General features: G+C 71.5%; 6 protein-coding genes. 1 reads left to right on the top strand and 5 read right to left on the bottom strand.

Annotation, left to right across the window (positions count from 1 at the left end; translation table 11 throughout):
- Positions 1-37: 37 nt before the first annotated feature.
- The gene (locus tag ACTIDRAF_RS33930) at positions 38-766 is read right to left on the bottom strand and encodes a methyltransferase domain-containing protein (RefSeq protein WP_016700071.1); all 729 of its coding nucleotides are present in this window, start codon (positions 764-766) and stop codon (positions 38-40) included.
- Positions 767-1,321: 555 nt separating this feature from the next.
- On the opposite strand from ACTIDRAF_RS33930, the gene ACTIDRAF_RS29570 reads away from it, so the two are divergent.
- Positions 1,322-2,104, top strand: a complete 783-nt coding sequence (locus tag ACTIDRAF_RS29570) for a class I SAM-dependent methyltransferase (protein ID WP_016700070.1) — start codon at positions 1,322-1,324, stop codon at positions 2,102-2,104.
- Between the two features lie 37 nt (positions 2,105-2,141).
- Here the strand turns inward: ACTIDRAF_RS29570 and ACTIDRAF_RS0217750 are convergent, their stop codons facing one another.
- From ACTIDRAF_RS0217750 to ACTIDRAF_RS29565, 4 genes are all read right to left on the bottom strand, one after another.
- Complete coding sequence (locus ACTIDRAF_RS0217750; protein WP_016700069.1) at positions 2,142-3,173, bottom strand: methyltransferase; 1,032 nt, start codon at positions 3,171-3,173, stop codon at positions 2,142-2,144.
- A 45-nt stretch (positions 3,174-3,218) separates the two neighbouring features.
- Complete coding sequence (locus ACTIDRAF_RS0217740; RefSeq protein ID WP_016700068.1) at positions 3,219-4,910, bottom strand: pyridoxal phosphate-dependent decarboxylase family protein; 1,692 nt, start codon at positions 4,908-4,910, stop codon at positions 3,219-3,221.
- Between the two features lie 20 nt (positions 4,911-4,930).
- Positions 4,931-5,875, bottom strand: coding sequence for a cucumopine synthase-related protein (locus ACTIDRAF_RS0217735; protein ID WP_157163110.1), 945 nt, complete (start codon positions 5,873-5,875; stop codon positions 4,931-4,933).
- Positions 5,876-5,877: 2 nt separating this feature from the next.
- The coding region (locus ACTIDRAF_RS29565; RefSeq protein WP_016700066.1) for a class I adenylate-forming enzyme family protein at positions 5,878-6,597 on the bottom strand (720 nt) is incomplete at its 5' end.

The following is a 6,597-nucleotide window of genomic DNA, read 5'->3' as shown; positions in this document are numbered from 1 at the left end:
GGGTGCGGAGCACCGCACGCCCGGTGCTCGGCCGGGCTCACGGCCGCCCAGCCACGAGGTAGGTGAAGGGGTACTCGAAGTAGGAGCCGTCAGGAAGCCGCATCGTGGAACGTCCCGTCAGTTCCTCGGCGGCCACCACCGTCCAGCCGGTGTCCTCGTACAGGGCCCGCAGGCTCGGCGGGTCGAGCTCCGTGGGGCGCAGCCCGCTGCGGGCGACCGCGGCCATTCCCGGGGGTGGTGAGGCGAACTTCCCGAGCATCTCCTCGACCGCGACCGAGAACGCGGGGGTGATCTCGATGTCGAAGACCCGCCCCGCACGGCCCGTCAGGGTCGCCAGCGTCGTCAGGGCCGCGGGCCAGTCGGCCGGGTCCATCGCGTGCAGGACGCCGCGCAGGTGGACGTTGGCCTCGCCGAACGCGGCACGCAGCTCCGCCGCGGCGTCCACGTCGGTGGCGTCGAGCACGTCGAACGACAGGCCGGGGCGGGCCCGGCCGCGCGCGGCGGCCACCGCCGCCGCGGAGACGTCCACACCCACGACCGTCGGGTAGTGCTCGGCGAGGTGGTCGGTGAGGAGCCCGTCTCCGCATCCCAGGTCGACCAGGGGGAGTTCGGGAGGGAGGTGGTCGAGCATGACCGGGAGGTAGGGGGCCATCTCGGCACCAGAACCGAAGTGCCAGGGGGGACTGGGAGCACCGGCGTCGCTGGTGATGTCCCGCCAGTAACGTTCCCAGTTGACCCCGTTGTTTCGGCCGGAATCCAGAATCACGTGCGGTCTCCTCGCGCGAACGGTGTGCGTCGGGTCGCGGTCGCCGGAACGGCCGGGGGGAGCCGGAGGCGCGGGTGCGGCGCCGCGTGGGAGTTGAGGACCCGAACCAGGTGGTCGAAATGGCGACGGTCGGGAATTCGGAGTCGCGTGACGGTGGTGGAATACAGGACGTGATCGCTGAAAAGAGGTATACCAACGTCGATGACCGGCCGGCAAGAAGGAAGGGTCCGTTGGGCGCCTGCTTCCCCCATCCGAGTAGGGTGATACCGCCGATTCAGCAGGTGGGAGCTCGTTCGGTGGCCCCGCTCCGCCGCCCGTGCGGACGGACGCCCCGGACTCCGGGGAATGGTGCGGGGCAGCGTTGGTCCCGGGGGTCGTGGCGAACGGGAGAATCCTGAACGGGGTCGTTTCCCTCCGTCGGTTGGAGCAGGGATTGAACCCGGTCCGGCACGGTCGGTGAGAACCGTGCACCGGCTGGGATGCTTTCGTCGCCCGAATTCCGGAATCGAACGCCGAGGGGGTCGCGGTGCCCTCGCCGAGGAATAGCATTCCGGTATGCACACCGACCGACAGCTGGTGGCCGACGAGTACTACGGCGACACCAGGCTCCTGCGGGCCCGGCAACGGCTTTTCGACTTCCAGCGTCCTCGGTTCGACCTCCACGACGACGTCGCCTCCGTGGTGGCCGTCGGGGCAGGGCCCGTCATCGACGTGGGGTGCGGGAACGGCCTGCTGCGCGCCCGCCTCGCCGCGCGCAGACCCGACCTGGACCTGTTCGGCGTCGACGTCTCCACCGGCATGGCGCCCGACGTGGTCGGGGACGTCCAGGCGTTCCCGGTCGCCGACGGCGTGGCCGGCGCCGTGGTCGCCATGCACATGCTGTACCACGTGCCCGACATCGTGACCGCGGTCCGGGAGATGGCCCGGGTCCTGCGGCCCGACGGCATCGCGGTGGCCACCACCAACGACTCCACTTCGCTGACCGAGTTGTACACCTTGGCCGACCACGCGTTCGCGGACGTCGGCGGCGGACCGGTTCCGCCCCGCCCGGACGCGCGGTTCGGTCTGCACCACGCGCACCTGCTCGCCGCGGCGTTCGGGGAGGTGGGGGTACGACGCCGTGCGTACACGGTCGTCTGCGACCAGCTCGAACCCCTGCTCGGATACCTGGACTCCCTGCGCCCCGCGTGGCGACACCTGCTGCCATCCGGTGTGGCCTGGGAGGACTTCCTCGCCGCGGCGGAGGGCAGGCTGCTCGCCGCCCTCACCAGCGGCCCCTTCACCTCCCGCGGCGAAGCCGGCATGATCATCGGACGTGTGCCCCGCGCGTCCCGGTGAGCATCCGCCGCGCCGGCTCCCGAGACCGCCGGCCCGACTACCGGCGCACGACCTCGAGCACGCACTCGGCGTCGGGGCGGTCTCCATGCCGCGCGCGGAGCAGCAGTCCGGTCCGGTCGAGGAGAACGGAGTACTCGTGTTCGGTGCGTTCGCGTCCGCCGCACATCGTGGCCAGCCACACGCCCATCGCGGGAATCACCGGGGTCCGGTCCCGCGCCGACGGCACGAAGCCGATCACCAGCAGCCGGGCGTCGTTGTCCAGCACCCGGGCCAGCGACCGCAGCACGGCGACGGCGTCCTCGTCGGCGAGGCACGGCAGCACGTGGCACAACAGGTAGACGTCCCCGTCCCGGGGGAGGACGTCGTCGTCGGGTAGGCGACAGCGGGAACGCACTCCCGCCCGCCGCAGCTCCTCGGCCACCGGCTCCCGTCCCGCGCGGGGCACGCCGGCCAGCGTCCCGACGAGGTGCGGCTGGGCGGCGAGCAGTGCCGCGAGGAGACGCGCGCCCCCCGCCCCCACGTCGACCACGTGCCGCACCGAGGCGAGGTCCACCGAGCGGGGGACGAGTCGCGCGGCCACGCTGGCCTCCAGCGCCCGCCCCACCGCTCCGGCCAGGGACGGAGCGTGCGCGAGGTGGTCGGACAGGGACGAGCCGTGCACCACCGGGAAGGCGGCCTCCCCGGTGCGCAGCGTGTGCTCCACGGCCGACCACGCGGCCAACACCGGGCCCGTGTTCGCCAGTTCGAGGAGACCGCCCAGCGAGCCCGGCCCCTCCACCAGCAGTTCCCCGGTGTCCGACAGGACGAAGTGGTCCGGTGCGTCCGCCACGAAGACACCAGCGGCCTCCCCGGCGCGGAGGAAGCGCGACAGCGTCTCCGGGTGCGTCCCGGTGCGGCGAGCGAGTTCGTCGGAGCTGGGCTGGTCTCGCGCCATCTCCCGGACGACCCCTGTCCTGACGAGCGCGGCAAGCGCCTGGCCCAGGCATCCCGCGGCGAAGAACCGGGCGAGCCGCAACGCCGCCGGGGAGTCGGGTACCTGGGCGGGGCACGGGCGGGGGGATGTGGTCACCTCGAACTCCTCGGGGGTCAGCCCGGGTGGGCGGCGGGCGCCACCTCACTCCGGGACGTGGCGGAGGCGGAGGCCGGCCAGCGGGCCCGTCCGGGAGGTGACCGAGCGGTCGAACTCCGCCTTGACGGTGCCCATCCGGTCCGCGATCGCCGCGACCGTCACCTCGTCGTGGTGCGGCGAGTTGGGCAGGAGGCGCAGCGCCGACATCGGGTGGCCGTGCGCGCCGTGCCTGTACGCGGGCAGGAATCCCAGCACGATCGGCGCGGTGACCTCGTGCTGGGGGTCGAGCCCAGCCAGGCGCTGGTAGAGGGCCTGGGTGTAGCGGTTGGCGTCGTCGACGAGCAGGGGCTCGGCCCCGCCGAGTTCGGCGAAGGTGGGCGGACCTCCCGGTGCCACCGGCCAGAACACGGACGCCACGCCGGGGCTGGTGGGATTCACCAGTTCGTAGCCGGACCGTGGGAGGTGCGCGCGGAACACGTTGTTCATCGCGGTGACGTGGGCGAGGTGGACCCGGAAACCGGTGGTGCCCACGCTGTGGAGCGCGGCGAAGGCGGACAGGATGCCCGCCGCGCCCCGGGAGTGCTCGATCGTGTGATGGAGTACCAGGTTGCCGCCCCACGGCCGCCACTCGGCGCCGTGCGGGTCCTCCTGCAGCGTGTGCAGCTCGGCCGCGTTCCTGACCAGGAAGGCGCTGGAGGGGTAGGGGCAGAAACCGGCCTTGTGGAAGTCGGCCGTCATGGAGTCCGCCCAGGCCACCTCGGCGACCTGGCCGCTGACCTCCCGGAGGGCACCGAGCGTCACCGGGTCGATCTCCAGGGGGTTGCCGGGGAAGTCGTAGTCGCGGAAGAACAACCACGGCCAACCGTGGGCGGTGTCGAAGTGCACGTACGGCCGGTAGGGCAGCGAACCGCTCAGCCGGGTCAGGCCGGCGGCGACCGGACCGACCGGGTCGACGATGTGGTCCATGATGCTGCCGCCGGAGAGCACGACGCAGGCCACGGGCGTTCCCCGGTCGAGCAGGTCGGCCACCGCGGTGAGCACCCGCTCGGCGGTGGCCGCGCTGTCACGTGCTGGGGTGGGCACGCGCACGCACGCCTGGGAGCCCAGCCCGAGGATGGCGCACACCGACTCCACGCTGTCGTGGTTGTGCTCGGTCGTGACCACCGCTGGTGCGGGGCCACCCGCCAAGCCTCGCCGGCCGGATTCGGGCAGGCACCGGTTCAGTCCGATCCGGACGGCGTACATCAGACCGGCCTTGCCGCCGAAGGAGAACGTGCCGCCCGCGCCGTCGCGCGGCCAACCGGCCAGCTCGGCGAGCTGGCGGACCAGTTGACGTTCGATCTCGAGGGTGCCGCCGGACAGGAGGTCCCACAACGTGTTGGGGGTGTAGAGCTGCGCCAACGTCGCCGCGGTGACCGTGTCGAACAGCGGGACCGGGAAGATGTTGAAGAGGTTGCCGGGTGCGTGGGCGCGCAGTTGGGCGCCCAGCCCGGCGGTCACCCCGCGCAACACCAGGTCGGGGTCGGACATGCGTTCGGGCACCGTCTCGAACTCCCGCAGCCAGCCGAGGTCCGGAGGAGCCGTGCCCAGCCAGGCACTGTCGGGATGGGAGGGAGCGGCCAGCACGCGGAGCGCGTGGCTGATCCGTTCGGGGAGCTGACCTCGGTTGTGCTCGGTGGGGTGCAGCGTGCGGTGGCGCAGTTCGGTCAGCGTCTCGACGAAATCCCTGCTGGGCATGGCTGGCTCCTTCGGCCGGCTCAGACGGTCGCGTAGGTGTGGTCGGCGCCGGCTCGCCAGGGGAAGAAGTGCAGGTTCCAGGTGTTCAGCACGTTGGCGTACAGCGCGAGCGCGTTGATCAGGGCGAAGTACTGCTCACGCGTCTCGACGCCGGGTAGCGTCTCCAGGACGCGTTGGGTGAAGTCCCAGAGCGTGTTCAGGCCGGTGTAGCCGAGGAACTCGGCGGGCGTCCTGATCAGCATCGGGGTGATGCGCAGGAGGTCGGCGAGGGAGATGTCGGTGGTGCGGGACATCGTCACCAGGCCGTTCAGCGCGGAGTAGCCCAGCGGCCGCACCTCGCCGTTGAGGAAGACGAGGGTGGAGAAGTACTGGTCGTAACTGCCGGCTCGGCTGGCGATCCGCCCTTCGTGCATGGCGACGATCTCCTGGGGCGGGTCGATCCACACCCGCGCGATCTCGTCGTGGATCTCCTCCACCAGTTTCTGCACGGCGGGGGAGTCCACCGGAGCGGTGCGCGGGAGCACGAAGTTCCGCACCTCCTCCCCTTTCCGGCGGACCCGGACCTCGATCACCTGCTTGCTGTTCCACGCCGCCTCCCAGCAGGCCCGGCCGGCGGCGCGCAGCGCGTCGACGTCCTCCGGCACCACGTGCCCGACCGGGGCGGCGGGGAGGTACTCGCTGAGGGGCCCGTACTTGACGGCGAGGTGTTGCAGCTGGGAGAGGAAGACCGTTCCGTCCGGGGACTTCGTCCGATCCTCCTTGTACTCGGCGCGCGTGTAGACGAGCTGGTGGTGGGGAACGAGGTGGTAGAGGTGGTTCCCGGAGACAAGGGCGTGGTTCTGCAGGCTGTTGTACGGGAGCAGTTCGTTCCACAGCAAATCCGCCAGCCGTGGGTTGCGGTCCTCGTTGAGGTCGGCGGTGACGGTGATCCCGGGCTGGACCCATTCGATTTCGATCTGCCGCATGTTCATGTCCCTTCTTTTCGTTGGTCGTGGGATAAGCGGGACGGGGCGTCAGGGGCGAAAAGGGTGCGTAACGTCGACTTGTCCGGTTTTCCGCCCTCGGTGAGGGGAATGGTGTCGACGAATCGGATGACTCGGGGTACGTGCGGTTCACCGAGCTGTGCCTCGACGTGGTCGCGGAGTTCGTCGGGGTCCACCGTTCCGCCGGCGAGGACGACCGCCGCGCAGACCCGCTCGCCCCGGTCGACGTCGGGAAGGCCGACGACCCCGGCCTGGAGGACCTTCGGGTGGTGGCAGAGGACGTCCTCGACCCGGCGGGAGTAGACGTTGTACGCCTCGACGATGATGAGGTCGTGGGCGCGGTCGACGATGCGGAGCAGGTCCGGCTCGGGGAGGTGGCCCAGGTCGCCGGTGCGCACCCACCCGTTCACCAGCACCTCGCCCGTCCGGTGCGGGTCGGCGTGGTACCCGCTCATCGTCATCGGGGAGCGGACCCAGATCTCCCCCACCACGCCCGGTGGGACGACCACACCGGAGGCGTCCCGGATCTCCACCTCGACGCCCGGGAGCAGTCGGCCGGCGTGGTCCAGCAGCTCGGGGTGAGCGTGGTCCTCGGGAGGGAGCGCGCACACGAACCCGGTCTCCTGGGTGCCGTAGTTCTGCATGAGGCGGGCGCCGAGCCGGCGCAGCGCGACGGAGGTGCGGGCGGGCACGGCGGGCGCCCC

The organism is Actinoalloteichus spitiensis RMV-1378 (genome assembly GCF_000239155.1).
Lineage (GTDB): Bacteria > Actinomycetota > Actinomycetes > Mycobacteriales > Pseudonocardiaceae > Actinoalloteichus_B > Actinoalloteichus_B spitiensis.
Note: the sequence above shows the minus strand (reverse complement) of the source record. Positions and strands in the feature narration are given on the sequence as shown.